Genomic DNA, 25,533 nt, shown 5'->3' on the forward strand with positions numbered 1-25,533 from the left:
CGCTCTTAGCCTGCCGCCAGCAGCCGATCCAGCAGCCGCTCCGCCGCTTCCGGAATAACCGTGCCCGGCGGGAAGATTTCCGCAGCACCTGCTCGCAGCACCGCGTCATAGTCCTGCGGCGGGATGACGCCGCCGGCCACGATCAGCATGTCGCCTCGGCCGAGCTTTTTCAGCGTGTCGTGCAACTCGGGGATCAGCGTCAGGTGGCCCGCTGCCAGCGATGAGGCGCCGATGACGTGGACGTCATGCAGGATCGCCAGCTTCGCGATCTCTTCCGGCGTCTGGAACATGGCGCCGACGGTGACATCGAAGCCGAGATCGGCGAAGGCCGTGGCGATCACCTTCTGCCCGCGGTCGTGGCCGTCCTGTCCCATCTTGGCCACGAGAATGCGCGGCTTGCCGCCGTTTTTCTTTTCGAAGGCATCAAGCTTGTCCTGCAGCCGGTCGACCACCAGATTGTCGCCAAGCGCCTTGCGGTAGACACCGGAAATGGTCTGCACCGTGGCCACATGGCGGCCATAAGCCCTTTCCAAGGCGAACGAGATTTCGCCGACAGTGGCATTGGCGCGCGCGGCGCGGATGGCGAACTCCAGCAGGTTGTCCTCGCCTTGGGCGGCACGGGTCAGCGCATCGAGCGCGATTTCGACCGCGGCGACGTCACGCGTGCCTTTCAGCCGTTGCAGCTTCGAGAGTTGCCGGGCCCTGACCTCGGCATTATCGATTTTCAGCACGTCGACCTCGATATCGGTCCCGGGGCGATGCGCATTGACGCCGACCAGCATCTGCTCGCCGGAATCGATGCGCGCCTGCGTACGCGCCGCGGCTTCCTCGATGCGCAGCTTGGGTATGCCCTTTTCGATCGCCGCCGCCATGCCACCGAGAGCTTCGACCTCCTCGATATGGGCAAGCGCACGCGCCGCCAGGTCATGTGTCAACCGCTCGAGATAGGCTGAACCGCCCCACGGATCGATGATCCGCGTGGTGCCGGATTCTTTCTGCAGGATGAGTTGCGTGTTGCGGGCGATACGCGCCGAATGATCGGTCGGCAGCGCCATTGCTTCATCGAAGGAATTGGTGTGCAGCGACTGGGTATGCCCTTGGGTCGCGGCCATCGCTTCGATCATGGTGCGGATGATGTTGTTGTAGGGATCCTGCGCCGTCAGCGACCAGCCGGAGGTCTGGCAATGGGTGCGCAGGGACAGCGACCGTTCGTCCTTCGGCGCGAAATTCGTTTTCATCAGCGTCGCCCACAACAGGCGGGCGGCCCTGAGCTTGGCCACTTCCATGAAGAAGTTCATGCCGATCGCCCAGAAGAAGGACAGGCGCGGCGCGAAACGGTCGATGTCGAGCCCTGCCGCGACGCCGGCGCGGGCGTATTCGATGCCGTCGGCGACCGTATAGGCGAGCTCCAGGTCGGCGGTCGCGCCGGCCTCCTGCATGTGATAGCCGGAGATCGATATCGAATTGAACTTCGGCATGTTCTTCGAGGTGTAGGAGAAGATGTCCGAGACGATCCGCATCGAGGGCTTCGGCGGATAGATGTAGGTGTTGCGGACCATGAACTCCTTCAGAATGTCGTTCTGAATGGTCCCCGCCAGATCCTTCTGCGCGACGCCTTGTTCTTCGGCCGCCACGATGTAGAGCGCCATGATCGGCAGCACCGCGCCGTTCATAGTCATCGACACGGTCATGTCGCCGAGCGGAATGCCGTCGAACAACTGCCGCATGTCGAGGATGGAATCGATGGCCACACCCGCCATGCCGACATCGCCGGAGACGCGCGGATGGTCTGAATCATAGCCGCGATGGGTGGCCAGATCGAAAGCAACCGAAAGACCTTTCTGGCCGGCGGCAAGGTTGCGTCGGTAAAAGGCATTGGACTCTTCGGCGGTCGAAAAGCCTGCATATTGCCGGATCGTCCAGGGCTGCTGGACATACATCGTCGGGTAGGGGCCGCGCACGAACGGCGCCAGGCCCGGATAGGTATCGAGATGCGGCAATTCCTTGAGGTCGCCCTGACTGTACAACTGCTTGACGACAAGACCTTCCGGCGTCGTCCGCTGTCCCTTGACCTCGACCGGCGCGCGGCGCGGCGGCACCCAGCCGATCTGACTGAAATCCGGAATCAAGAAGCGGCCCCGATGGATTGCTCGATGCGAACCGGCGACAGTGCCTCGCACAGGACGACACCCTCGGTGAAGGCAGGTCGCCGCTCTGCGTCCAGCGTCTCGACCGGACGCTCGCTTTTCAAGGGGTGAAGCGTGGCGCCGACAATGGCCCGCTCGCCTGACTTGAAGGCAATGCCACGCTGGGCGGCGGCAGTGCGGACGCGCTGCTGGATATGTCCGTCCCGAAGGCTGGACAGCACGCCACCCTCTGCCTCGATCGCCTGCAATTCCGCCCACGCTGCTTCGCAAAGATCTGACGTCAGCGCTTCGACCGCGCCGGAGCCGTGGGCGGGATCGGCGACATGATCGACATGGCTTTCATTGGCCATGATCAGTTGCGCATTACGCGCGACGCGGCGGGCAAAAGCCGCCGGCAGGCCGTGCGCGATCGTATGCGGCAGGATTGAGATCGAATCGGCGCCTCCCGCCGCCGCGGCGAAGCAGCCGATCGTCGTGCGCAGGATGTTGTTTTCGGGGTCCAATGCCGTCATCATGCGAAATGATGTCTCGGCATGGATATTGGCCGTGGAATTGGGGATCGAACAGGCCTCCTGCACCCGTGCCCACAGCCTGCGCAGGGCCCGCACCTTGGCCATAGACAGGAACTGGTCCTGGTCGACGCTGAGCGCGAAACCGATATGAGGAGCGGCATAGACGAGCGGCTGCCGCGCCTTCTCGAACATCCTCAGATACGAAACCGCCGAAGCCAGCATGATGCCGAGTTCCTGCGCTTCCGTGGCGCCGGCATTGTGAAAGACGCGACCGTCCGCCTCCAGAAGCACACCGGGGACGCCCATCGAGAAGAAATGCGCCAGCGATTGCGGCATCGATTCCTGCAGCGCCTCGATCGACATGCGCAGTCGTCCGGTGCCGGCGAGGATAGCCGCCGGATCGATGCCGAAGGAAAGGTTGAGCTTTGCCGGATCGGAGCGGCGCTTGCTCAGGAACGCCACCAGCCAGTCGGCCATGGGGCGACTCCACGGGTGGGTATCGATGCGGATCTGGACCCGGTTGAGGGGCACGCCCTCCAGTACCGTCTCCAGTGCCTGCGCCGTCCTCGGCAGGCCGTAGCCGAACGCGTTCGGAGCACCCTCGAAGACGAGCGACAGTCCCGTCGCGCCCTGCGCGATATCTTCCAGGACCTGGGTCTTGGCGCGATCGACATCGGGGTCGTCGACGCGCTGGCTGACGATCCAGGGCAATTGAGGATTGGCGCGCACGATCGGTTCCGTTCCGGTCGCGCGATCATAGAGCGGCTCGACGCGGATGTAGTCGTCGGTGTGCGAGACCAGCTTTTCCTCAAAGGATGCGCCGGCCAACGCTTTTTCCGCCAAGGCCAGCCATCGCTGACGCTGCGCATCCGTTGGCTCAACATCCCTGGTCAAGGCTCCGGCGCCCATTCATCGTCCTCGTTCTATGTGGCCGCACCAGCCCGGTCAGCCCAGTCTACGGTCCCCGGTCGGTTATCGCAATGCGCATCCAAGGCCCGAATCCCACCACCTGATATTCGATCCACCTGATATAGGTTGGCTTGCGTAGACCGACCATGGACGATTGCCAAACACCATCGAAATTCGCAAGTTCCAAAATCCGCTCCTGGCGATTGGTCCGGTTTGGACGATTGGCCCTGATTGGACGAAAGCCCTGATTGGACGAAAGCCCTGATTGGATGATTGGCCTCGCTTTGGACAATTGTCATTGTCGCTATGCAACGGCCTCACTATACCTTCGGACAAAGGCTGGCCTTAGACACATCAGTTTGCGGAGACCCGACATATGGCTGACGATACCAGTATTTTCATCGGCGCCAGCCGCAAGCCCGACGACAGCTATCAGCGCGCCGAAAATCTGCTGCTGCAATACGGCAACCGCCACGGCCTGGTGACCGGCGCCACCGGTACCGGCAAGACTGTCAGCTTGCAGGTCCTGGCCGAAGGTTTTTCGAATGCCGGCGTGCCGGTATTCTGCGCCGACATCAAGGGCGACCTTTCCGGCATCGCCATGATGGGCACCGCCCAGGATTTCCTTGTCAAGCGGGCAGAACAGGTCAAGCTCGACCCTTACGACTTTCAGGAATTTCCGGTCATCTTCTGGGACCTGTTCGGCCAGCAGGGCCACCCCATCCGCGCGACCATTTCGGAAATGGGACCGCTGCTCCTGTCGCGGCTGATGAACCTGACCGACGCTCAGGAAGGCATCATGAACATCGCCTTCCGTATCGCCGATGAGGAAGGGCTGCTGCTGCTCGACATGAAAGACCTGCAGGCGCTGCTCGCCAACATCGCCGAGCGCGCCGAAGAGATCAGCGCCCGTTACGGCAACGTCACCAAGCCATCGGTAGGGGCCATTCAGCGCACGCTGCTGGTGCTGGAGCAGCAGGGCGCGGCGAATTTCTTCGGCGAGCCGGCTTTGCGGATTGCCGACATCATGCGCACCACGCGTGACGGTCGCGGTGCCATCAGCGTGCTCGCCGCCGACAAGCTGATGATGAATCCGCGCCTCTACGCGACGTTCCTGCTCTGGCTGATGTCGGAGCTGTTCGAGGAACTGCCCGAAGTCGGCGACCCCGACAAGCCGAAGCTGGTGTTCTTCTTCGACGAGGCGCACCTCTTGTTCGACGAGGCGCCGAAGGTGCTGATCGATCGGGTCGAGCAAGTGGTCCGCCTGATCCGCTCCAAGGGCGTCGGCGTCTATTTCGTCACGCAGAACCCTCTGGATATCCCCGAAAAGGTCCTGGCCCAGCTCGGCAACCGCGTGCAGCACGCGCTGCGCGCCTACACGCCGCGTGAGCAGCAGGCGGTGAGGACGGCGGCCGAAACTTTCCGGCCCAATCCGGACTTCGACTGCGCCACCGCCATCACCCAGCTCGCCACCGGCGAGGCGCTGGTTTCGACGCTGGAGGCCAAGGGCATTCCGTCCATGGTCCAGCGCACGCTGATCCGCCCGCCGTCATCGCGGCTTGGGCCCATCACCCCCGCCGAGCGGCAGAAGCTGATCGGGGAAAGCCCGGTCACCGGCCAGTATGACCAGGTCATCGACCGCGAATCGGCTTTCGAGATGCTGCAGAAGAAGGCCAAGGAGGCGCAGGACGCCGAGGCGCAGCAGGCAGGCACCGGCGGCTCGCGCTGGACCATTCCAGGCTTCGGCAATGACGATCCCTCGCCGCAGCCCGGCGGCAGGCGTGCGCCGGCGCCGCGGCCCTCCAACCGCCAGACAGTGGCGGAGGCGGCGATCAAGTCGGTCGTGCGCTCGGTCGGCTCTTCGGTCGGACGTGCGATCGTGCGCGGAATATTGGGCAGCCTGTCGCGGGGACGGTAGAATCGGGCAGCGGCGTTGCCGCTGTCCGGCCAGCTCAGAAAATCGCGTCCGTCACCGCTTTGACCGGTCCGAGCAGGACCGATCCATCCGGCACGCCGGCGTCGATCGGGATGGCCTTGTGGTTGGCCGTCGCCACCATCGGCTGGCGGGCGTCGCTGGTCACGATGACCGGCGTCTTGGAGGGCACGCGATCGTAAAGGTCGATGATGTCCTGGTTCATCAGGCGCACGCAGCCCGACGACACCGATTTGCCGATCGAGCGCCATTCCGGCGAGCCGTGCAGGCGATAGAGCGTGTCCACATTGCCCTGGAAGAGATAGAGCGCGCGCGCGCCGAGCGGGTTCTTCAAGCCGCCGGGCATGCCGCCATTGTCGGCGCTATACTGCTTCAATTCCGGCTGGCGGGCGACCATCTCATCCGGCGGCGTCCATTTCGGCCATTTCTGCTTCCATTGGACGACGGCGTCGCCCGACCACTCGAAGCCGGCGCGGCCGAGACCGACGCCATAACGGATGGCCTGGCCGCCCGGGCGAACCAGATAGAGGAAATGACCCGTCGTATCGACGACGATGGTTCCCGGCTTCTGGCCGGTCGGGTCGGGCACGATCTGGCGCAGGAACTGCGGATCGATCCTGTCGACCGGGATGGCCGGCAGATCGAAGCCGCCATCGCTGACCGCCGCGTACATCGACGCATAGTCGGCAAGCGGAGGCTCGACATAGGTTGGTGGCGGCGGCTCGGCCGGCCCGGGGCCGGTGGTGGCGCATGCCGAAACCGCGATCGAGGCGGCGCCCAGGGCTGCGGCGTTGAGGAAGCCGCGACGGCTCAGGCGATAGGATTCGATTTCGGTTATGGACATGGCTGCCTTCTTTAAGACTCAAATCGCAACAAAGCGTCAACACGCCGACGTCCGCTGCGGGTGCCTGACAACACCTGAGGCGATAGGCGGTTCCGATTCTGGCCCGAACGTGGACAAACAAAGGCGAAGCTGTGACTGCGCCGCCACTGTGGCGTTGGGGTCACAGGTCCGCTAGCCACCGGATACGAGGGCCTCCAGCGACGGCAGGATCAGGGCCGGCGGCAAGTCCCGGTATTCCTCCGGCTGGTTGGAGCGGTTGATCCAAACCGTGCGGAAGCCGAATTTGGTGGCGCCCGCAATGTCCCAGCGATTGGAAGACTGGAAGGAGATCGCGCCGGGATAGAGCCGCCATCCCGTGGCGACCATGTCGTAGACCGCCGGATCGGTCTTGAAGCGACGCACCGCATCGACCGAATAGATGTTGTCCAGGACCTGGTCGAGTGCCGCGGACTTGACCGCCGCCTCCAGCATTTCGGGCGAGCCATTGGAGAGGATCGCCAGCCTGGCGCCCGAGGCCTTGAGCGCCTTCAGCACGGCCGGCACTTCGGGATAACAGTCCAGCCTCCAATAGGCCTCCAGCAGCTTTGCCTTGAGACTAGGGTCGGCCGAAGGGACCTTGCGCAAGGCGAAGTCCAGTGCCTGTTCCGTCAACTGCCAGAAGTCGTTGTACGCGCCCATCAACGTGCGCACCCAGGAGTATTCAAGCTGCTTGGCGCGCCAGATTTCGGACAGGAGCTGGCCGTCGGGGCCGATCGCGTCCGCATGGCGGCGCACGGCCGCATGCACGTCGAATAGCGTGCCATAGGCGTCGAAAACATAGGCGGCGTATTGCATGGCAACAGTTTTGAGGCGAGGCGGGACAAGGTGCAAGCCTTGATTGCATCGCACCCGTCGCTGGCCTCAACAAAACTCCCCGATGCTGGTTGACGGCAGCGGCCAAAGCATCATCCAATGTTGTCGCACGAGATCGACCGGAACAGGAAAACGCGATGACACTGGCGGCGGCGGCGCAATCCGCGACATGGACTTTCGTCGATGGCGATTGGTACGAAGGCAATGTCGCCATTCTGGGGCCGCGCAGCCACGCCATGTGGCTCGGCACCAGCGTGTTTGACGGGGCTCGCTGGTTCGAGGGTGTGGCGCCCGATCTCGAACTTCATGCCGCACGCGTCAATGCCTCGGCGATCGCGCTCGGCCTCGCGCCAAACATGACGCCCGAGCAGATCGTCGGGCTGACCTGGGACGGATTGAAGAAATTCGACGGCAAGACGGCGGTCTACATCAGGCCGATGTACTGGGCCGAGCATGGCGGCTACATGGGCGTCCCGGCCGATCCCGCCTCGACCCGTTTCTGCCTCTGCCTCTATGAATCGCCGATGATCTCGCCGACCGGCTTTTCCGTGACCGTATCGCCGTTCCGGCGCCCGACCATCGAAACCATGCCGACCAACGCCAAGGCCGGCTGCCTCTATCCCAACAACGGCCGCGCCATCCTCGAGGCCAAGGCGCGCGGCTTCGACAATGCGCTTGTGCTAGACATGCTGGGCAATGTCGCGGAGACCGGAAGCTCGAATATCTTCCTGGTCAAGGACGGCCACGTGCTGACGCCGGCGCCCAACGGAACCTTCCTGTCCGGCATCACCCGCTCGCGCACGATGACGCTGCTCGGCGACTATGGGTTCAGGACGACCGAAAAGACGCTGTCGGTGCGGGATTTCCTCGAAGCCGACGAAATCTTCTCGACCGGCAACCACTCCAAGGTGGTGCCGGTCACCCGCGTCGAGGACCGCGACCTGCAACCCGGCCCGGTGGCCAAGAAGGCACGCGAACTCTATTGGGATTGGGCGCATTCGACGTCAGCTGGCTGAGGTCCGGCCTTTTTGTCGCTGCGCGGTTGGCCGCAGGAAAAGCGTGTGACAGTTTTCGGGAACCCGCTTAGAAAGGGAACCGGCGCTTCATTTCCGGAGTTGCTCCAGCTCAATCCCGACCTATCTTACTCCGGTATCCACACCGGATTTTCCACGAGGGAGTACTACCCATGGCTTTCGAATTGCCCGCTCTGCCCTACGACTATGAGGCCCTGCAGCCCTATATGTCGAAAGAGACGCTGGAGTATCACCACGACAAGCATCACAAGGCCTATGTCGACAACGGCAACAAGCTCGCCGCCGAAGCCGGCCTCGGCGAACTTTCGGTCGAAGAGGCGGTCAAGCAGTCGTTCGGCAAGAACGCCGGTCTCTTCAACAATGCCGCCCAGCACTACAACCACATCCATTTCTGGAAATGGATGAAGAAGGGCGGCGGCGGCAACAAGCTGCCTGGCGCGCTGCAGAAGGCGTTCGACAGCGATCTCGGCGGCTACGACAAATTCAAGGCTGATTTCATCGCCGCTGGCACGACGCAGTTCGGTTCGGGATGGGCCTGGGTTTCGGTCAAGGACGGCAAGCTGGCGATCTCGAAGACGCCGAACGGCGAAAACCCGCTGGTTCATGGCGCATCGCCGATCCTCGGTGTCGACGTCTGGGAACACTCCTACTACATCGACTATCGCAACGCCCGGCCGAAATACCTCGAGGCCTTCGTCGACAGCCTGATCAATTGGGATCACGTGCTCGAGCTCTACGAAAAGGCAAATGCCTGATCGATCTTCCGAAAAGGCCCGGCACCCCCGGGCCTTTTCTTTTAAGTCGAAGCCCCACCGCAGCCAGACTCGTCCAAATTCATGCGGAGAGAAGGGAATATTCCTCCTCCCACACCCGTTAACGTCCTGTCCTGAAATGCCTTCATCACGGAGCCAAATGAATGAGAAAGCTTGTCATCGCCATCTCTATGCTCGCACTCGCCGCGTCGGCGGCCTTTGCCGATCCCGTCCTCGGCCGGCAGGCACTGATGAAGGAACGCGGAAAGATCGTCGGCGGCCTGTCGAAAGTGGTCAAGGGCGAGGAACCCTTTGATGCCGCCGCGGTGCTGACGCAGTTGCAGGCACTGCAGGCAAATGCCGAGAAATTCGACGTAGAGGCCTTGTTCCCGAAGGGCAGCGATACCGGCGACACCACGGCGGCGCCAAAGATCTGGGAAGACATGGCCGGCTTCAAAACGGCCGAGGATAAGTATCTTGCCGACGTCAAGGCCTCGATCGCGGCTGCTCCGGCCGACGTCGACGCGCTGAAGACCCAGATCGGCACCATCGGCTCGGACTGTGGCACCTGCCACCAGGGCTACAGGGTCAAGAAGGGCTGATCGCCTGATATGGCATGGCTGAAGAAGCTCGTCGGCGCGGCCCTCGTTCTGGGCGTCGCCGGCGCGGCCGCCGGGTGGCTGCTGTCGGCACCCGTCAGGCTTAATGGGGCGGGCCTGGCGCAACTCGGCCCCGGCGATGTTGTCCGGGGCAAGCGCATTTTCTATGCCGGCGGCTGCACCTCATGCCATGCGAAGCCTGGCTCGCACGGCGATGCGCGGCTTCAACTCGTGGGCGGGCTTGAACTCAAGACGCCGTTCGGCACTTTCGTGCCTCCCAATATTTCGCAAGATCCCAATGATGGCATCGGCGCATGGTCGGTCGGGGATCTCGCCAATGCCATGCTGAAGGGTGTTTCGCCGACGGGTGAGCATTTCTATCCGGCCTTTCCCTACGCCTCCTACGCACGCATGAAGCCGTCTGATGTCGCCGACCTCTATGCTTTCCTGAAGACGCTTCCCGCCGTCGCCGGCAAGGCGCCGGGCAATTCGCTGGCATTCCCGTTCAACATCCGGCGAGGCATTGGCCTGTGGAAGCGCCTCTATCTCAGCGACCAGCCTGTCATTCCCCTGCATGATGGCACGCCGGAACTCGTGATGGCAGGCCGCTACCTGGTCGAAGGGCCGGGTCATTGCGGCGAATGCCATACGCCGCGGGACTTGGCTGGCGGCATCAGGAAGGGTCAATGGCTGGCCGGTGCCGTGGCCGCCGAGGGCTCGGGCGTCGTGCCGAACGTCACTTCGGGCGAGGGGGGTATCGGCAGCTGGTCCGCATCCGACATCGCAAACTACCTGGAAACCGGGTTCACGCCGGATTTCGATTCCGTCGGCGGCGCCATGGTCGATGTGCAGCGCAACATGGCCGAGCTGACGGCGGACGACCGCGCGGCGATTGCCGCCTATCTCAAGGCGATACCGCCGCACCCCAACGGCTATCCGGCTCGCAAGAAAAGCACGAAATAGGTCGGGAATCCATAAAGTGGGGAGGGCCCGCAGCTGTAGGATGACGAATATGCGCCAAGCCCTGAGTGCATTATGGGCCATTGATAGTCCGTTGCGCGACTGGCTTACCTCTGCGAGGTAGTACATCCAGCCCAATCCAGGGACACTTAACTATGCTCACCGTCTATGGCGAAGGTCGTGGCTTCCGTGTTGTTTGGCTGCTCGAGGAATTAGGATTGGCTTATCGGCTGCGCCCGGTCGATCTGCTCGCAGTCGAGAATAATCGCGGCTTCCTCGCGATCAACCCCGCCGGCTTCATTCCCGCACTGCAGGACGGCGAGACGATCATGGTCGAATCGATCGCGATTCTTGAGTACCTGCTCGCCCGCCACGGGTCAGATTCGCTTGCCGTCGCCCCGCACGATCCCGCCTTCGCCTCCTATCTGCAATTTCTTCACTTAGGCGAGGCCGGGCTCGCCGGGCCGATGAATGCCGTCTTAGTCGGTCGCGAACTGGCGCCCGAAGCCGAACGAAATGCCCGGGTTACCTGCTGGGCATTGGAGACCTTCGAGAGCCGGCTGGGGTTGGTTATCCGCCGCCTCGCGGATTGCCCCTATCTCGCCGGCGAGCGGTTCACTGCTGCCGATATCTCGGTGAGCTACGCCCTCCTGCTCGGCCTGCGAACTGGCAACTATGTCCCCGGGTCTGTCGAGCGGGACTATCTCGCTCGCACGACGGCACGCCCTGCCTACGCCCGAGCAATGGAAAGCTGTCAGGCCACCAAGGCTTGGGCGGCGAGATCACCGGGATTGTAGTGCTCGCTTCATCGAAGCGGCCAAGCGCCTGGTTGAGCAGTCGCGAAAAGTTCCTCATGGGGGTCTACCAAATGGGGCCTCCTCGCCATGGTCCAGCTGGCTTCCATCCGGCTGTGGCTCCACGCTAACGAGTCTACTGCCTAGTCTTCGGACTGCAGGTGACGATCGCCGAGGAAATCGAAGCCCGTTTCGAAGAAATGATTGTAATTGCAGGTCATTTCCTCGCCAGGCGCGATGTCGCGCAAGGCGTAGGTTTCCTCGGGCGACGAGACATCGCAATTCGGCTCGTCGTCATGGTTCATGTAACGGGCGTCGTCGGCTTCGAAGACGATATAGGCCGGATCGCGCCGGTCGGGGTAGGAATAGCGGTCGAGATAGTTCTTTACCGACCCGGTCTCGCCCTCATAGGTCTCGACGTCGATGATCCGGTCGAACCGGGGGTCGAGCTTCCAGACCAGCGTGCCCTTGGCAATGTGGTTCTTGGCAAACACACCGATGCCCTGGATCGGCGATTTGTCGAGATAGACGTCGACGAGCAACATAATGGACCCTTATGCGAATGTGGGCTTCGTGCCCGGGAAAATCGTGCTTGGGTAGCGCGCGACCGTTGCAATTGCGAGCGGAAATCAGCTGGGCGGAATTCAAAAAATCATGATCATCATGCCTGCTGGCAGACGTGAGCCGCCTGGCTTCAGCGCTGTTGCAAGGCCAGGCGGACACCCAGGGCGCAATAGATGCCGCCGACAACCTTGCCCTGCCATTTCAACACTGTCGGATTTTGGCGCAGGAAACCGCCGAGCCGCCCTGCGCTCACGGCAAACACGACCGTGCTGAAAAGCCCCAGCATGACGAAGATGATTCCCAATACGGCTAACTGAACCATCGCCGATCCGTTTTCGGGCCGCACGAACTGAGGCAGGAAAGCGAGGAAGAAAAGTGCTGTCTTGGGATTGAGCACCTCGGTCAGGACGGCCTGCCGAAATGCCTTTCCGGCAGAGATCGCGAGCGCGCCGGCGGTCGGTTCGGTCGGCGCTTTCTCGATGATGGCGCGAATGCCGAGGTAAACGAGGTAGGCCGCGCCGATATACTTTACGATGCTGAACAGCGTCGCCGATGTGGCGATGATCGCCGAGATACCGACCATCGCCATCACGGTATGAAACACATCGCCGGCCGCGATCCCGGCGCCGGTGGCGATCCCGACCCTGGTTCCCGAACTCGTTGCGCGCGCGATCGTCAACAGTGTGGCCGGACCCGGAATGAAGACAAAACCGAACACAACCGCGATATAGGCTATCAATGTGGACAGATCGATCATCGCGGCGTTCCTCCGTAAGCTATGCCTTGTCCGTTACCTTCAACGTGAAGGCATAAGTATAGGCGATCTCCTCCAGGCGCGAAAACCGGCCGGAGGCACCGGCATGGCCGGAATCCATGTTGATTTTGAACAGCACCGGATTGTCGCCCCTCTTGCGGTCACGCAGCCGCGCCACCCACTTGGCCGGCTCCCAATAGGTGACGCGCGGATCGGTAAGACCGGCGACCGCCAGGATCGGCGGGTAGTCGAGTGCTGCGACATTGTCGTAGGGCGAATAGGCGGCGATCGTCCGGTAATCGTCGGCCGACGCAATCGGATTGCCCCATTCCGGCCATTCGGGCGGGGTCAGCGGCAGCGTCGCGTCGAGCATGGTGGTAAGCACATCGACGAACGGAACCTCGGCCACGATGCCGCCGAAGCAATCCGGCGCCATGTTGGCGATGGCGCCCATCAGCATGCCGCCGGCCGAGCCGCCCTGCGCGACGATGCGGTCATGCGCGGTATAGCGCTCGGCAACGAGATGGCGGGCGCAGGCGATGAAATCGGTGAAGGTGTTCATCTTGTGCGCCCGCTTGCCGTCATCGTACCAGCCATAGCCCTTGTCCTTGCCGCCGCGGACATGGGCAATGGCAAAGACGAGGCCTCGGTCGACCAGCGAGAACCAGTTGGTATTGAAGGCGGCCGGAACGGCAATGCCGTAGGAACCATAACCGTAGAGCAGGCAAGGCGCGGAGCCGTCCAGCGGCGTGTCGCGGTGATGCAGAAGCGAGATCGGCACCAGTTCGCCATCGGCCGCGGGCGCCATCAGCCGCCTCGTGACGTATTGATGCGGGTCATGGCCGGACGGCACTTCCTGGGTCTTGAGCAGCACACGCTCACGGGTGCGCATGTTGTAGTCGAACATCTGCGACGGCGTCGTCATCGACGAGTAGGAAAAGCGCATCATCTCGGTGTCGTATTCCAGGGCCCCCGAAAGGCCGAGCGAGAAGGCTTCCTCATCGAAGAAAATCAGATGCTCTTCGCCGCTGGCACGGTCACGCACGACGATACGCGGCAGGCCTTCCTTGCGCTCGAGCCGGACCATGTGGTCCTTGAAGCCGATCACCGACAGGATCAGCCGGCCCGGTTCATGCGGCACCAGTTCCTGCCAGTTGGCGCGGACCGGATCGCTCGCCGGCGCCGTCATGATCTTGAAGTCCTTGGCACCATCCGCATTGGTCAGGATGAAGAATATGCCGCCGCCTTCCTCAAGTTCATATTGAAGGCCGGTCTCGCGCGCCGAAACCAGCTTGGGTTCGGCAAACGGATCGCTGGCGCTCAACAGACGGTATTCCGAAGTCTCGTGATCGTTGATGCCGATCATGATCCATTGATTGTTGCGGGTTCCGTCGACGTCCATGAAGAAGCCGGGGTCGGTTTCCTCGTAGATCAGGCGGTCTCTTTCGGGGTTCTGTCCAAGCGCGTGGAACAGAACCTTGGACGGCCGGTGGTTTGGATCGAGACGCGTGTAGAAGAACCCGTCATTGCCCGCGTCCCAGACGCCCGAACCACCGGTGGCGGGAATCTGGTCCGCCAGTTCCTTGCCATCGGCAAGGTCGCGCACACGCAGCGTGTAGAATTCGGAACCCTTGTCGTCGAAGGCCCACAGGAGCTTGCGATGATCGGCCGAATGATCGACGCCGCCAAGCCGGAAATAGGCCTTGCCCTCGGCCTCGGCGTCACCGTCGAGCAGGATCTGCTCGGGCCCGCCGTCGCGCGGCATGCGGAAATAGCGCGGCTGCTCGCCGCCGAGCTTGAAGGAAGAGCCATAGGCGTAAGGCCCGTCCTTCATGGGAACTGATGAATCGTCTTCCTTGATGCGGCCCTTCATTTCCTTGAAGAGCTGCTTTTGCAAATCTGACGTGTCGGCCATCAACTTCGACTGGTAGGCATTTTCGGCTTCGAGTTCGGCGCGGATCCCAGGATCGAGCAAGGAGGGATCCCTGAACATCTCCTGCCAGTTATCCGCCCGCAGCCAGGCATATTCGTCGGTTCGCGTGATGCCGTGATGCGTGTCCGAGACTGGCCTCTTCTCGGGGGAAGGGGCGCTGACGATTGGAAATCGGGAAGTCCTGGTCATTGCGTCTCGCTTTGGAAATATCTTGAATGACGAATGAACACACCGATCAGGGCGGGTTCAAGAGCAGTTGCGTAGAGGTGGTGTGGGCCCATGAGGTGGCCGGGAGGAGGGAAGATGACTATTCGGTCTCGTATTGCTGCGGCCTTCGCCGTTGCTTCGCTAACTCTGGTCTTTGCCGGCCAGTCTCATGCGACCGTATTCGCGGCTTGGCAAGTGGCCAATGTGCCGTTCGGCGACACGCTCAATGTGCGCAAATATCCGTTGGGAACATCCCAGAAGCAGGCCGCCTACCCGAACGGAACCGTCCTGCAGATGACCGGACGGTGCACCGGCGGCATAAACCTGCTCGACATCGCCAATCAATCGGCATGGAAACAGCGGCAGATGGTTCGCTATCGCTGGTGCGAAATCTGGCATGACCCCGCCAGGAACGGCGTCTTCGTCACCGGCTGGGCCTATGGCGGATACATCGCGCCGTTTTGACCGGGGAATGGCCTGATTGATCGCGGAATGGTTTGGCAACCTATGGTTTCGTGGACAGGTGTGAACAACCAAGCTTGTCGGTGTGGTCGCCAAGCAAACCGGAGCATTGAAACTTGTTTTGTGAGTTATCGCGAATGTAACGATTAGCTGACCCAACGTCAGCCTTTGTCCGTTTGGCGACCGAAATATCGAAAAATTACATGGTGCACGAAAGATTGAAGCTGATCGCGCAATAGTTGACCAACATTCGTAAATATAATGCAGAGAGCGAATTGACTTACTTGACGTGTGGCCGCATTGATGTCCCTGTGACGCGAATCGTCGCAGCTCTATCTGCGCAAAATTCGTGCAATGCCCTGTTTGTAAAAAGGGGCACAGATCGACGTAACTCTTGTTGGGGCCTGAAGACCATGGATATTGTCGAAACACCTTCCAGAAACAATGATGCGCTGATCGAGCTCACCGCCGATGTGGTGGCTGCCTATGTCAGCAACAATCCCGTGCCGGTCGGCGAACTGCCGAACCTGATATCCGATGTCCACGCCGCTCTCGGGCGTGTGGGCGGAACCGTCGAACAGCCGCCTGCCGACAAGCAGAAGCCGGCTGTCAATCCGAAACGCTCGGTTCATGACGACTACATTGTCTGTCTTGAAGACGGCAAGAAGTTCAAGTCGCTCAAGCGTCACCTGATGACCCACTACGATCTGACGCCCGATCAGTATCGCGAAAAGTGGAACCTGGACCCAAGCTATCCGATGGTTGCCCCGAACTACGCGGCGGCCCGCTCGCAGCTTGCCAAGAAGATGGGCCTTGGCCGCAAGCGCAAGGCGCGGTAGTCGCGGCTTGCCGGATTATAACTGAAATCAAACGGCGCCTTCGGGCGCCGTTTGATTTTGCGGGCGAGTGCAATTCCAGGAAAAGTGTGAGCCGGTTTTCCCGGGAAAAGCGCGTAGCGCTTTCCCTAGGGAATTGCGTCAAAACAAGGAAGATCGAGGCAGAAGCCTGTCAGGCAGTCTGCGCGAGCGCCATCTCGGCATCGCGTTTGATGCGCTTGACCATCGAGCGAAGGCCGTTGGCGCGCTGAGGTGACAGGTGCTCGTCGAGGCCGAGTACCTTCAGCGTCGCTTCAGCGTCGGTTTTCTGGATTTCGCTGGCCGTCTTTCCGGAAAACAGCGCCAGCATGATCGCGACCAGTCCGCGCACGATATGAGCGTCCGAATCGCCCGTGAAGCTGATGACGGGATCTGCGCCCGGACCCCGTTCGGTGGTCAGCCAGACCTGGCTGACGCAACCCGGCACCTTGTTGGCGGCGTTGCGCTCGGCATCGGGAAAGGGAGGCAGCGCTTCGCCAAGCTCGATGACGTAACGATAGCGGTCCTCCCATTCCTCGAGGAACGAGAAGTCGTCGCGGATCGTCTGGATCGTGGTCGTCATGACACGGATATAGTCACGCGATGGCGCCGCGTCACGGAAAAACAAGGACACCGCGGACGTCGAGAGGGCAGACGGTCCGCGGTGCGCCGTCGAGACGGCTTAATTCTTTATCGGCAGGTTGACCGTTTGGGGCAGGACGATTTCTTCCGGCACGCTGCCCGTCATTGTCGAGATGTCGGGGCCGGCGGACTTGTCGTCCAGCATGGCGGCCGCGATCTTGGCGGTCTCCTTGGCGCGCGCGGTGATGGTGTGCATCGCCGATTTGCCGGTTTCGCAGACATCGGGCTTGCGTTCGCAGATCCCGGCGATGTCGCCGACGGCGTCTCGCGCCGCGAACAGGGCCTGGATCGGCCCGACGCTTTGCTGGCCCGTTTCATCGGATCCGACACCCAGCGGCAGCGCCAGCAGCACCAGTGAAAACCAGAAAGCCATTCTTATCAGGAAGAACATGCCTTGCCTCTCGTCGTGACCGGATCATGCATCATATGGCACGACCTCTTTTATGGGCAGGATGTTGGCACACGGGCACAAAGGACGGCTTGCATGATCGCCGAGAATTTTCCTCAAATTTTAGGCAAATTCGAGACGAAGCGTTTTGTTGTCGATTTGTTTCATATCGGGACGATTCCCGTTACCATCCGATAACCATCTATCCGGTTGTTTCTACCGGATTTTTCGCAAATGGAGGCGATCCCGTTCCTGCCTCTGGGCCGCTGATGACGGGCGTTCGCGAATAACCCTCCGTTTACTATGGCTGCATTTGCCCGGGCTTTCGGCGGCCGTCATCCCGATATTTGCCGCAGGGCCGGCCTTGGTCGGCCCTGCCTTATCCATTCCTTAAACGCTGGATGCGAGTTTCAAAGCCACCCAAGACAATCTGCAAAAGCAGAGCTGTTCACGACGAGTGCGAGTGCGTTGAGTTGATGCCGATCGAGGCCAGATACGCTGAATTGCCTGGCGCAATGGCGGCCGGTTGTGAACGCATGGTTCATCCCAGCGTTCTCGGGCGCAGCGACCGCGAGCGCCAGCGCCGTTTCATCGGCGTGATGCTGGCCGCGCCGTTCTTTGCAGCTGGTGCCGCGGTCACGCTGGTTACGTCGGGCATGGGGGCTGCCGTGACCATGGCCGCCATTTTCGCGGCCTTCGGTCTGTGCTGGTTCGTCGCCCTGCTGGTAGCCGCGACCGGCAAGATGGCCGCCGCCGGGCCGATCGCCCTGGCGATGGCGGCGATTGCCCTTGGCGGTCTCATCGGTGCCGCCGGTGGATTGAGTTCACCTGTCGCCATGCTTGCCTTGGCGCTGCCATTCGAAGCCTGGTGGATCGGCGCCTCGCGGCGTGCTGCTGTGTGGGGGGGCGCCTCGGCCGTCATCGCCATCGCCCTTCAGTCCCTGTCGGCCACCTTCCTTCCATTCGCGGACGCGCACATCGCCGCCTGGCACTGGCTGGTGCCATTGGCGTGGGCGCTGACCCTCCTCCCGCGCATATCGGCTTTTCGCGGCACCGCCGGCGCGGCCGCTACGCTCGATGCGGGTGACGGATTGGAAGACATCATCGACGCGGTGGTCTTTCGGGTGACCCGCCAAGGCGAAGTCGTGGAGGCGTCCGCCAAGGCGCGTACGCTTCTGAAATTGCCACCTGAATTGTTGTCCGGAACGGGCCTCTTCGACCGCGTCCACCTGTCGGACCGTGTCTCCTATCTCAGCGCCCTGGCCGACATGCGTGACGGCGCACTGTCGCGCCGCCTCGAATTGCGCATCAGGCTGCCCCAGAGTGGCAACGGCGCCCACAACGGAAATGGTTTGGTGGCCGACAACTACCAGCCATTCGCGCTCGAACTGGTGCGCGGCGAGGAACAAAGCGACGTTTTCACGCTTGTCCTGCGCGAGAATGACGAGACCGCGCGGTTGCGCGAAGAACTGGCACAAGCCAATGAGACGGCGGCCGCCGCCGAAGTGGCCAAGGGCCGCTTCCTCGCAGTGGTGAGCCATGAACTGCGCACACCGTTGAATGCCATCATCGGCTTTTCCGACATGCTGCTGCACGAGATGTTCGGCGCCTTCAAGGATCCGCGGCAGAAGGAATATGTCGGCCTCGTGCGGGATTCGGGCCAGCATCTGCTGGCAGTCGTGACATCCATACTCGACGTCTCGAGGATCGAATCGGGCGTCTACGCCACCGAGCCGGAGCCGTTCCGGTTCATGGAAGCCGTGGACATGTGCCAGTCGATGATGCGGCTGCAGGCCCAGGCCAAGAACATTGACCTGCAGACGCAGATCGCCCCAGACGCAGGCGATATCAATGCCGATCGCCGCGCCGTACAGCAGATGCTCATCAACCTCGTTTCCAACGCGATCAAGTTCACGCCCGACGGCGGCGATGTCGTCGTCGGCGCCAAGCGGATCGGCTCACGTCTGCATTTCTGGGTCAGGGACACCGGCATCGGCATTGCCGAGGAGGATTTCGCCAATCTCGGCAAACCCTTCATGCAGATCCAGAACGACTATACCCGCCGTTTCGAGGGAACGGGTCTTGGCCTTTCCCTGGTGAAGGGGCTGGTGGCCTTGCATGAAGGCACCATGTCGATCGAAAGCATGCCGGGCGAGGGCACCACGGTGACCATCAGCCTGCCGGTCAGCGGGCCGAAGGGACGCCCCGCCAACTCGACCGGAGTGCTGACGATGCCGGTGACGAGGGCGAAAGGGGACGGAAATGGCTCGCTCCGCAAAACAGGCTAGGGCGGTCAAACGCCGCAGCAACGCCTTGCAGGACGGCGCCATCGCCGTTGGCGGCATGATTTCGCGCAATCCCGTCCTGGTGGGAGGATCGACCGCATTCCTGGTGACGCTGTTCTACGTCTCGGCCAACGCGCTGTGGTATCAGCCTTTCCCGCACGCCGGGGCGTTTTTCGCCACGCGTCATTTCCAGGGCTTTCCGCACGCCGCCGCCGACGAGCCGGAGACGACTATCAACATCGTGCGGTCCAATGCCGCGCCCGCCCCGATCAAGGGCGATCCGGTGGTCGAGCAGGTGCAAGGCATATTGAAGGACCTCGATTTCTATTCCGGCACCGTCGACGGCATTTCCGGCCCCAACACGCGCAAGGCCATACAGGCCTATCAGCAGAAGGTCGGGCTGAACGCCTCGGGCGAGATCGATGCGCTGCTGCTGGATCAACTGGGTGCAACGCCGAAGACGGCCGCCGTGCCCAAGCCGCAGCCTCGTCCCGACATGGCGCCGGCCGCTGTTCCCGTGTCCTTGCAGACGAATGAGGCGCAGACGAATGCCGCTTTGCAGGGGCCTGATCCCCGCATCGTCAAGATCCAGGCCGGGCTCAAGGCCTTCGGCAATGACGACATGCAACTGGATGGCGTCGTCGGTGCACGCACGAAGGCGGCGATCAAGGAGTTCCAGACGCTGTTCGGGTTACCACAGACCGGCGAACCCGACGAGATCGTCTACGTCAAGATGCGCGAGATCGGCCTGACCAACTGACAGCCGAAACGACGGCTCGCCCTGCATCGGAAATTTCGATAGAGAGCCCCGCATGTTGTCGGGAGTCTTCGATGCGTGTAACCGCTGATCTGTGGGTGTCGGCCCTGTTGCGCCGGGTTTTCGGCGCTGGCGGATTTGCCGCCGTGGTCAATCGCGGCGCGACAGAGGCCGGGGCTGTGTTCATCCTGGCGCGGGGCAGGATGGGTGAAACGGCTCTCTACGGGCCGGCGCCGCAGACAAGCTACGATTCGGCCAAGCCCGAAGACCGTTTTTTCAGCCTTCTGGCCGCCGGCGATGATGCGTCCGTGCTGGATGCGAGACTTGAGCGCGAGAAAAAATTCGATCCCGACATTTGGGTGGTCGAGATCGAGGCCGGGAATGTTCCCGTCGAGGAGCTTATTTCCGTGAAGACACCCTGAGGCCGGGGGCGTCGGCTTCGTCGCTGTTGGAGGCCTTGCGGCTGTCGCCGTTTGTCGGCGAAGTGTTGCGAGCCGCCCTGGACGGGGTTTCGGCTTTCCATCCCCGCACTTTGTCCAGGGCCGCATCGCGCTGCAGCATGCGGTAACGGTCGAGATAGGTGCGGATGGCCTGCGGATGCGGGAACAGGCCGGGATAGACGGCAACCGTGATCAGGAATGCCCGGTCCTCGCTGAAATCGAGCGAACGCAGCGCCGCAAGCAGCGGCGCATAATTCTGGTTGGCGGTCAGCGATTGCGCGATCGAGAAATCAATGTCGAGGGCATCGGCAAGCGCGGTCTGGAAGAAAGCGGCGTTTCCCGTCAGTGCCGTCTCGCGCAGTTTGACATAGGTATCCGCACCTGGGAACGCATCGACCTTCGCCGCCAAGGCTTCGTCGCCGGTGTGCATCATGGAGCGCAGCCTGCGCCGCGCGTTCTCGGCGGCAACGCCGGGCGTCTGCTGAGTTTCCGCGCTGTCCGCCGTTGCTTGCGCCGTCACGGCAGGGCTTTGCGCCGGGGCTGCTTCCGGATCCCGCATCCGCACCAGGGTCGGTCTTTCCAGCGCTCTGATCAGATCGGCGATGGTCGGGTTCAGGTCCTTGCGCCGCGCTATGGCGCGCGCATGCGGCAGCCCGTGCCGGCCAATCAGCGCGATCAGGTCGATATCGCTGACCGCGCGTGATCGGATGAGCAGCGGAGCGGCAATGTCGACCGGTTCCTCGCAGAGGCGCCGCACCAGGGCCGCGGGTGCATATTCGCATTCGGAAAGGGCGGCTGCCACGTAGCGCCGCGATTCGACGGATACGCTGTCGAACAACGGCAGCGTCAGGTCTTCGAGCTGGCCGATCTCGCGGCGCGACGGTCGGGTCAGCGAGCAGAACGCCGACACGGCGGCGCGGAACAGCCTTTCGGCTTTTCCCGATTCCGTCCTTATCGCGATTTGCCTGAAGTCCGAAGATGACACGAAGGATACGCCTGACAACAGATACACACTCGACATCGCGCCACCGGAACTGTGTCGGTTTCGCGTTTGCCTCGGTCAGAACTCTCTGACCTGGGAACAAAGATCAAGTTAGCGGCGATCCGTTAGCGCTCCGTTAACCCTCTGCCAGCCTTAATGATATTTGGAGGCGTTGCGTTGTGCTCCGGGGAAACCGAGAGGAATGCGCGAACCATGGGCATGGTACTGTCTTTCGTGCCGCGTGCGGCACCGACCAATCGAGCAAAGCAAACCACCGAAATACCGGCGGCCGTAATCATATTTCCCGGCATCCGCTATGAGCGGTCCAGCACCGGCGAAGCGCGGCCCGCGGGGCCAGACAAGCCGGGATCGCCACGGACGCCCGTGCCGCACCACTGAGCTTGCTGAAGCTCTAGAAATCCTGCAGCTCGCAGGAACTCTGATCGAGAAAGCGCGACACGATCGGCTTCCAGCTCTCGTCCGGCACGAAGCTGCGGATGACGAAGATGCCTTCGTCGATGGGCGCTTCGACGAAAATCGCTCCCTGCAGGTCTTCGGGCAGGTCCTTGCGCACGTCGATCATCTGCGCCGGCGTCAGCACGACCGCATCCAGCTTGCCGTCCGTCGCCGTGTGGTCGTTGAAGGAATAGATGTTGTGACCGCTGCGGTCATAGACCGACACCGACCAGAAGGGGACGTCTCCCGGCGCCTTGATCCGGACCATTCCTTCCTCGAGATCGAAGCGGCAGGCCGTGGCATAGAACAGCGGGTCGACCGATTTCACCACCGGCGCGCCGCCGGCTTCGGCATCGAGCCGGTTCATCCTGTAGAGATCGGATGCCATGGAAAGACGCGACCAGGCGTCACGTTCCGAAAATTCCGGCACCAGAAGCAGGACGATAATGTGGACAATACCGGCGCCGACGAGGCCGAGCAGGACGGCATGCAGAAGTCTGCGCAGTGCGGCACGCAAACTACGCATCGCAGCCCGCCCTCACGATCCTGGGCAGCGAAACGTCGGACAGGCCGGTGCTGCTGGCGATCGGCGTGTCGTAGAAGGTCAGGACGAAATACATCTTCCCGGAACCGTCGGTCAGAAGCCAGTTGCCTGGCATCGGGTGATGGCCGACGGAGATGATCACGGAATTGTCTGGTTGGCGCAGCACCTGGTAGGACTGAAGTGCCGCAAGCCGCGATTTGCCGGTCTCGACGACGCCGAGCGATCGATCGGCGGCATAAAGCGTCCAGAACCGGGCTGTCGGAAATCCACCCTCGACCCTGTAGGTGCATTCCCGCTTGAGCTGGTCGCCGGCGGCATCGTTTTCCGCCACGAAGGACAGGCCTTCGGCGCGGCCGAGCGCCAGCACCCCCTCGCGCGCCACGCGCGCCTTGGAATAGGGGTCCGCGGCCGGTGTGCCGATGTCGGGGAAGGCGGTCCACTGGCCGATCCTGATTGCGCCGACCCCGTCCTGGATCTTCAGCGCATACCAGACGCTGGCGCCGCCCCCGCCAATGGCTATGGCAAGCGAAATCAGCATCAGGAAGGCATTCTTGAGCATGAAGGGCCGGGTGCGCGAAGGATTGCCGTTCGGGGATATCGCGGCGCGGGGTCTTGTGGCAAGCCGGCGTGATGGATTTGCCTGCCGACCCGGCTCGCGCCGGGGCGGATGTCACAGGGCCGAAAGCGTTTCGGGTGGAGTGGGGGCGTCGAGTTTGGGCGCCGTCTGGAACAGGTGGCTCATGTCCCGCAGCGTCTGCGTGGTTCGGCTGGACAGCACCGGCGGCCGCTCGGCGGCGGTATCGGCCGCTGCCTGCTCCTCGGTCTTCTTCTGCGCCTCGGCGGCCTTGGCCGCGATCTCCTCGTCGACGAAGGGTTTGTCGATGCCGGGGATCGGCTTCAGGTCGATGTTCTGGTGCGCGTAGACCATCAGCCGCTGCCACACCATCGCCGGCAGCGAGCCGCCGGTCATGTTCTTGGTCGGCGTGAAATCGTCATTGCCCAGCCACACGGCCGCCGTGTAGTTGCCGGTGAAGCCGACGAACCAGGCATCGCGGTAGGACTGCGTCGTGCCGGTCTTGCCGGCGACGACGATATTGGGGATTTGCGCCCGCCGCGCCGTGCCCATCACCGGCACGGCCGCCAGCATGGTGTTCATGGATTTCAGGGCCTGCTCGGAGAGCACGCGGTGCGGCGGCGGCGCGTCCTTGGTCCAGTCGTAAACCACGTCGCCGGTACGCGTGACGAGTTGGGTGATGCCGTGCCGGGAGCCGACGAAGCCGTTCTGGGCGAACACGCTGTAGCCCGTCGCCTGGTCCATCACGGTCATGCCCGAGGTGCCGAGCACCATCGTCTTGTGCCCTTCGAGCGGCGATTCCACGCCAAACGATTCCGCCAATGCCTTGATCGGCGCGATGCCGAGATGGTCCTTGGCCAGCCGCACCGGCACCGTGTTGATCGACTTGGCCATCGCCATGATCAGGGTGATATTGCCCGCCGATTCGCCGCTGTAATTATGCGGTGACCAGTTGCCCCAGCTGATCGGCCCGCCAGAAATGATCGAGTTCGGCGTGAAACCGTGTTCCATCGCCGTGGCGTAGACATAGGGCTTGAACGATGAGCCGGTCTGGCGCAGCGCTTTGGTGGCGCGGTTGAACTGGCTGGCGCCGTAGTCACGGCCGCCGACGATCGCTCGCACCGCGCCATTGGTCTCGATGACCACCACGGCACCTTCGGTGACATTGTATTCCTTGCCGAACTGGCGCAGGTGGAACTCGACGGACTCTTCCGCCGCTTTCTGGATGTTGGCGTCGAAGGTGGTGTGAGCGACCAGCGAGTGCTGGCCGGGCTTGGCGATCTTCTTGACCTCGTCGAAGGCCCAGTCGAGGAAATAGTCGGGACTTTTCTGTTCGCCGCGATCGACGACATCGGCCGGATGCAGCCTTGCCTGCAGCACCTGGCCTTCGGTCATGAAACCGGAATCGACAAGGTTGGACAGCACCACATTGGCGCGAGCGCGCGCCGCCGGCAGGTTGATGTGCGGCGCGTATTTGGTCGGCGCCTTGAACAGGCCGGCGAGCATCGCCGCCTCGGCAAGGTTCAGGTCCTTGACGCTCTTGCCGAAATAGAAATCCGCCGCCGCCTCGATGCCGAACGTGCCGCCGCCCATATAGGCGCGGTCGAGATAGAGCTGCAGGATTTCTTTCTTCGACAGATTGGCCTCCAGCCACAGCGACAGGAAGGCTTCCTTGATCTTGCGCTCGAACGTGCGCTCGTTGGTCAGGAACAGGTTCTTGGCCAGCTGCTGGGTGATGCTGGAGCCGCCCTGGACGACCGAGTTTGCCCGCACATTCTCGAAGATCGCGCGCGACAGGCCGAGCACGTCGATACCGTAATGATCGAAAAACCGGCGGTCCTCGGTGGCGAGCACCGCCTTGATGACGTGGTCCGGCATCTCGTCGACCGGCACGGAATCGCGCTGGATGATGCCGCGCTGGCCGATCTCGTTGCCGTACCGGTCCAGGAAGGTGACGGCGAAGTCGCCCTGGGCACGCCAGTCGCCGGTGGTGTCCTGGAACGCGGGTATCGCCAGCGCCAGCATCACCACCATGCCGCCGGCGCCGAGTGTAAAACCTTCGCTCAAAAGTTCGATGAAGCCACGGCGCCAGCCCTTGAGCCGGAAGCGCCGCGAGAAGATCGTCGCGGCCTCCCAGAACTGGCGCGCCTTGAACCCGATCTCATAGAGCGAGGAATCGAGCCACGCGTCCAGCGCCAGAAGGCGGGAGGCGATCGGACCTCTTCTCTTGCGCGGTTCAGGGTTGACCATTCAAAAACCCGGCTCGGCTCTGGCGCGACCTGAAAACCGCAAGCGGGCAATTTCAGGGCAGCGACCTGTCGGACTATTCATCCATTTTACCGACGCCCACAAGGG

Annotated in this window: 24 protein-coding genes; 11 read left to right on the top strand and 13 right to left on the bottom strand. The window is 62.4% G+C overall.

The genetic code is table 11. From position 1 onward, the window contains the following. Positions 1–5: 5 nt before the first annotated feature. The gene (gene scpA / locus O7B34_RS13700; RefSeq protein ID WP_337146543.1) at positions 6–2,129 is read right to left on the bottom strand and encodes a methylmalonyl-CoA mutase; all 2,124 of its coding nucleotides are present in this window, start codon (positions 2,127–2,129) and stop codon (positions 6–8) included. Continuing rightward, a complete protein-coding gene (locus tag O7B34_RS13705; RefSeq protein WP_337146544.1) occupies positions 2,126–3,568 on the bottom strand; it encodes a methylmalonyl-CoA mutase subunit beta in 1,443 nt (480 codons plus the stop codon). Before O7B34_RS13705 ends, scpA begins: the two co-directional genes overlap by 4 nt. A 376-nt stretch (positions 3,569–3,944) precedes the next feature. Here O7B34_RS13705 and O7B34_RS13710 point away from each other — a divergent pair, with 376 nt between their 5' ends. Next, on the top strand, positions 3,945–5,486 hold the full coding sequence (locus O7B34_RS13710) for a helicase HerA-like C-terminal domain-containing protein (RefSeq protein ID WP_337146545.1): 1,542 nt from the start codon (positions 3,945–3,947) through the stop codon (positions 5,484–5,486). A 34-nt stretch (positions 5,487–5,520) separates the two neighbouring features. Here the strand turns inward: O7B34_RS13710 and O7B34_RS13715 are convergent, their stop codons facing one another. Further along, complete coding sequence (locus O7B34_RS13715) at positions 5,521–6,345, bottom strand: L,D-transpeptidase (protein ID WP_140506114.1); 825 nt, start codon at positions 6,343–6,345, stop codon at positions 5,521–5,523. A 171-nt stretch (positions 6,346–6,516) separates the two neighbouring features. Further along, positions 6,517–7,179: a haloacid dehalogenase type II gene (locus tag O7B34_RS13720; protein WP_337146546.1), complete on the bottom strand. Its 663-nt coding sequence runs from the start codon at positions 7,177–7,179 to the stop codon at positions 6,517–6,519. A 155-nt stretch (positions 7,180–7,334) separates the two neighbouring features. Between O7B34_RS13720 and O7B34_RS13725 the strand changes: the two genes are divergently transcribed. From O7B34_RS13725 to O7B34_RS13745, 5 genes are all read left to right on the top strand, one after another. After that, the gene (locus O7B34_RS13725; RefSeq protein WP_027143972.1) at positions 7,335–8,213 is read left to right on the top strand and encodes a branched-chain amino acid aminotransferase; all 879 of its coding nucleotides are present in this window, start codon (positions 7,335–7,337) and stop codon (positions 8,211–8,213) included. 170 nt (positions 8,214–8,383) lie between these two features. Further along, positions 8,384–8,986: a superoxide dismutase gene (locus tag O7B34_RS13730; RefSeq protein ID WP_337146547.1), complete on the top strand. Its 603-nt coding sequence runs from the start codon at positions 8,384–8,386 to the stop codon at positions 8,984–8,986. Between the two features lie 161 nt (positions 8,987–9,147). Then, a complete protein-coding gene (locus O7B34_RS13735; protein ID WP_337146548.1) occupies positions 9,148–9,585 on the top strand; it encodes a c-type cytochrome in 438 nt (145 codons plus the stop codon). 9 nt (positions 9,586–9,594) lie between these two features. Continuing rightward, positions 9,595–10,545, top strand: a complete 951-nt coding sequence (locus tag O7B34_RS13740) for a cytochrome c (protein ID WP_337146549.1) — start codon at positions 9,595–9,597, stop codon at positions 10,543–10,545. A 152-nt stretch (positions 10,546–10,697) separates the two neighbouring features. Continuing rightward, positions 10,698–11,339, top strand: coding sequence for a glutathione S-transferase family protein (locus tag O7B34_RS13745; protein WP_337146550.1), 642 nt, complete (start codon positions 10,698–10,700; stop codon positions 11,337–11,339). A 140-nt stretch (positions 11,340–11,479) separates the two neighbouring features. Here the strand turns inward: O7B34_RS13745 and O7B34_RS13750 are convergent, their stop codons facing one another. The 3 genes from O7B34_RS13750 to O7B34_RS13760 form a co-directional block, all read right to left on the bottom strand. Then, positions 11,480–11,881, bottom strand: a complete 402-nt coding sequence (locus O7B34_RS13750; protein ID WP_337146551.1) for an SET domain-containing protein — start codon at positions 11,879–11,881, stop codon at positions 11,480–11,482. Positions 11,882–12,030: 149 nt separating this feature from the next. Continuing rightward, a complete protein-coding gene (locus O7B34_RS13755) occupies positions 12,031–12,657 on the bottom strand; it encodes a LysE family translocator (protein ID WP_337146552.1) in 627 nt (208 codons plus the stop codon). A 19-nt stretch (positions 12,658–12,676) separates the two neighbouring features. Continuing rightward, positions 12,677–14,776, bottom strand: a complete 2,100-nt coding sequence (locus O7B34_RS13760) for a S9 family peptidase (protein ID WP_337146553.1) — start codon at positions 14,774–14,776, stop codon at positions 12,677–12,679. Between the two features lie 114 nt (positions 14,777–14,890). Here O7B34_RS13760 and O7B34_RS13765 point away from each other — a divergent pair, with 114 nt between their 5' ends. Continuing rightward, positions 14,891–15,259, top strand: coding sequence for an SH3 domain-containing protein (locus O7B34_RS13765; RefSeq protein ID WP_337146554.1), 369 nt, complete (start codon positions 14,891–14,893; stop codon positions 15,257–15,259). Between the two features lie 410 nt (positions 15,260–15,669). After that, entirely contained in the window at positions 15,670–16,095 is a 426-nt protein-coding gene (locus O7B34_RS13770; protein WP_027143963.1) for a MucR family transcriptional regulator, read from the top strand. Positions 16,096–16,264: 169 nt separating this feature from the next. Here the strand turns inward: O7B34_RS13770 and O7B34_RS13775 are convergent, their stop codons facing one another. Together O7B34_RS13775 and O7B34_RS13780 are read right to left on the bottom strand one after the other, a co-directional pair. After that, entirely contained in the window at positions 16,265–16,693 is a 429-nt protein-coding gene (locus tag O7B34_RS13775) for a SufE family protein (protein WP_337146788.1), read from the bottom strand. A gap of 99 nt (positions 16,694–16,792) precedes the next feature. Next, on the bottom strand, positions 16,793–17,143 hold the full coding sequence (locus O7B34_RS13780) for a DUF5330 domain-containing protein (protein ID WP_337143296.1): 351 nt from the start codon (positions 17,141–17,143) through the stop codon (positions 16,793–16,795). A 533-nt stretch (positions 17,144–17,676) separates the two neighbouring features. On the opposite strand from O7B34_RS13780, the gene O7B34_RS13785 reads away from it, so the two are divergent. The 3 genes from O7B34_RS13785 (at position 17,677) to O7B34_RS13795 (ending at position 20,604) form a co-directional block, all read left to right on the top strand. Beyond that, positions 17,677–19,428, top strand: coding sequence for a PAS domain-containing sensor histidine kinase (locus tag O7B34_RS13785; RefSeq protein ID WP_337146555.1), 1,752 nt, complete (start codon positions 17,677–17,679; stop codon positions 19,426–19,428). Beyond that, positions 19,403–20,185, top strand: a complete 783-nt coding sequence (locus tag O7B34_RS13790; RefSeq protein WP_337146556.1) for a peptidoglycan-binding domain-containing protein — start codon at positions 19,403–19,405, stop codon at positions 20,183–20,185. The genes O7B34_RS13785 and O7B34_RS13790 overlap by 26 nt, the downstream gene beginning before the upstream one ends. 71 nt (positions 20,186–20,256) lie before the next feature. Further along, positions 20,257–20,604: a DUF1491 family protein gene (locus O7B34_RS13795; protein ID WP_140717047.1), complete on the top strand. Its 348-nt coding sequence runs from the start codon at positions 20,257–20,259 to the stop codon at positions 20,602–20,604. On the opposite strand, the gene O7B34_RS13800 is transcribed toward O7B34_RS13795, so the two are convergent. The 4 genes from O7B34_RS13800 to O7B34_RS13815 form a co-directional block, all read right to left on the bottom strand. After that, positions 20,582–21,607, bottom strand: coding sequence for a hypothetical protein (locus O7B34_RS13800; RefSeq protein WP_337146557.1), 1,026 nt, complete (start codon positions 21,605–21,607; stop codon positions 20,582–20,584). The genes O7B34_RS13795 and O7B34_RS13800 overlap by 23 nt on opposite strands. Positions 21,608–22,016: 409 nt before the next feature. Further along, positions 22,017–22,586 carry a DUF1254 domain-containing protein gene (locus O7B34_RS13805; protein WP_337143300.1) on the bottom strand — a complete coding sequence of 190 codons (570 nt, stop codon included), beginning with the start codon at positions 22,584–22,586 and terminating at the stop codon, positions 22,017–22,019. Then, entirely contained in the window at positions 22,579–23,163 is a 585-nt protein-coding gene (locus O7B34_RS13810; protein ID WP_337146558.1) for a DUF1214 domain-containing protein, read from the bottom strand. Before O7B34_RS13810 ends, O7B34_RS13805 begins: the two co-directional genes overlap by 8 nt. 111 nt (positions 23,164–23,274) lie before the next feature. Next, on the bottom strand, positions 23,275–25,428 hold the full coding sequence (locus tag O7B34_RS13815) for a transglycosylase domain-containing protein (RefSeq protein WP_337146559.1): 2,154 nt from the start codon (positions 25,426–25,428) through the stop codon (positions 23,275–23,277). Between the last annotated feature and the right edge of the window lie 105 nt (positions 25,429–25,533).

The organism is Mesorhizobium sp. Cs1299R1N3, from assembly GCF_037179625.1.
GTDB lineage: Bacteria > Pseudomonadota > Alphaproteobacteria > Rhizobiales > Rhizobiaceae > Mesorhizobium > Mesorhizobium salmacidum.